The organism is Asticcacaulis sp. P2_B1 (genome assembly GCF_056404915.1).
Genome location: NZ_JBFUDD010000027.1, coordinates 1 through 1835, shown reverse-complemented (window position 1 = coordinate 1835; position 1835 = coordinate 1). Strand labels below are relative to the sequence as shown.

At 62.5% G+C, this 1835-nt stretch carries 1 protein-coding gene and 1 pseudogene; one reads left to right on the top strand and one right to left on the bottom strand.

What is annotated here, in order from left to right; genetic code table 11:
- Window positions 1-699: Fic family protein (locus AC1DX3_RS24325; RefSeq protein ID WP_476991953.1), on the top strand; the 699-nt coding region annotated here is incomplete at its 5' end.
- A 572-nt stretch (window positions 700-1271) separates the two neighbouring features.
- On the opposite strand, the pseudogene AC1DX3_RS24320 reads toward AC1DX3_RS24325, so the two are convergent.
- Window positions 1272-1835: pseudogene (locus AC1DX3_RS24320) on the bottom strand (calcium-binding protein); the annotation flags it as partial.

Sequence of the window (1835 nt, the reverse complement as noted above, 5' to 3'; positions counted from 1 at the left end):
CTTCATCGCGACCTGCTGCCCCACGAAAGCGCCCACAACGGACGCCTCGGCTACAAATCCCAAGCCAACGACCTGCCGTCCTTCTATGAAACCGGCCACCCCAGCGGCATCGGCTTCACAACGGCGCCCCCGCTCGACACCCCGCGCCGCATGAGCGACCTGATCACCTGGACCAATACCGAGCTCACCACCCGCGCCCTGCATCCGCTCTTGACCATCGCCCTGTTCGCGATCGGCTTTCTCGAAATCATGCCGTTTCAGTCCGGCAATGGCCGCCTGAGCCGCGTCCTGGTAACCCTGCTCCTGCTACGCACGGGCTATACCTATGTGCCCTATAGCGCGCTGGACGTGCTGCTCGAAAACGCTAAGGACGCCTATTTCCAGTCCATCCTCGCCACCCAGGCCGAACCGCCCGACGGACAGCCCTGGCTGGTGGTATTCTTCGAAGCCCTGCACCTGCAAGCCCAGGACCTGGAGATGATCATCGCCCAGGACCGCAGCCTGACCCGGGCCCTTCCGGACCTGTCCTTGCAGATCGTCGCCCACGCCGCCACCCACGGCCGCGTCACCGTGGCCGAGATGGCCACCCTCACCCGCACCAACCGCAACACCTTGAAGGAACATTTCCGCCATCTGGTCGAAACCCGCCACCTGACCCTGCACGGTGCCGGCCGCGGCGCCTGGTATGGGGTGAAATGACGGCCCATTGACCTCCCGATCGGTAGGCGGTCGGTAATAAGCCATTGATTTTCTTATGCTTCACCCCTTTGCGGGCTATCGGATTCACACAACTTTCAATCCGACTTTCACAAAGTAATAGTGGTTGACCGGACCGCGTAAGTTATTAATTCTTATGCCTCCCTGCGCCCCTTGCGCGGGGAGGGGGACCGCACGACGCCGCGCCTTCGCGGCTAGATGCGGTGGTGGGGTGCCTTGCGGACCGAGCCGTGTCGCAACCTTCATGCCCGCGACCGAGGGGGCCTACCGTCAGTCGAAAGTGCACCGTTCGATAACCGCTTGTCCGCCACAGCCTTGGCGACGCCTGAAGTGCCCCTTCCTTCCGGCAGGCACTAAACCCATCTTCTCCTCCCCTGTGAGCGCGCAGTGCGAAACTGGGGTATAGCGCCTGTGGAAGTATAGCTTTCGCCAGCGTTGGTCAGCGCGCTTGCCGCTCTTGCGGCGAACGGGGCCGCCCCTGCGGTCGGTGACGGAGGGGGCCTTGCGTCGGTCAAGAAGTGCAGCGGTCCGCGGATGCCCCCTAACCGCTCCCCTTACCACACAATATGGCTCAGAAAGCCCCCGTCCGTGGCCGTAGTGTTCAGGACGGTGACGATATTACCGCCGCCCAGGTCGATGACCGCGTCCGCGCCCGATTGGCTGATGACAGCCGTGGAGCGCGCCAGGTAGGCGTGCACATTGATCGTGTCATTGTCTGCGTCGGAAAAATCAGTGATCGTGTCGGCGCCGCTATGGGTGCCAAAGACGAACACGTCGGCCCCGAGACCACCGGTCAGCACGTCATGGCCGTACCCGCCATCCAGGTGGTTATTGCCCGCATTGCCGGTCAGCATATTGACCTGGCTGTTGCCAATCGCATCGATGGCGCCGCTTCCTGTCAGGGTCAGGGATTCGACGAAACGTCCCGTCAGGGAATAGGTGACCGACGCCAGGATCGCATCATTACCCTGGCCGGCGATTTCAACAACGGAATCAGCGATATTGTCGACATAGAAGACATCGTCGCCGAACCCGCCGGTCATGGTGTCGGCCCCGGCCTTGCCATCCAGGATATCGTTACCGACACCGCCGTCGAGGCTGTTGCTGCCGGCATTACC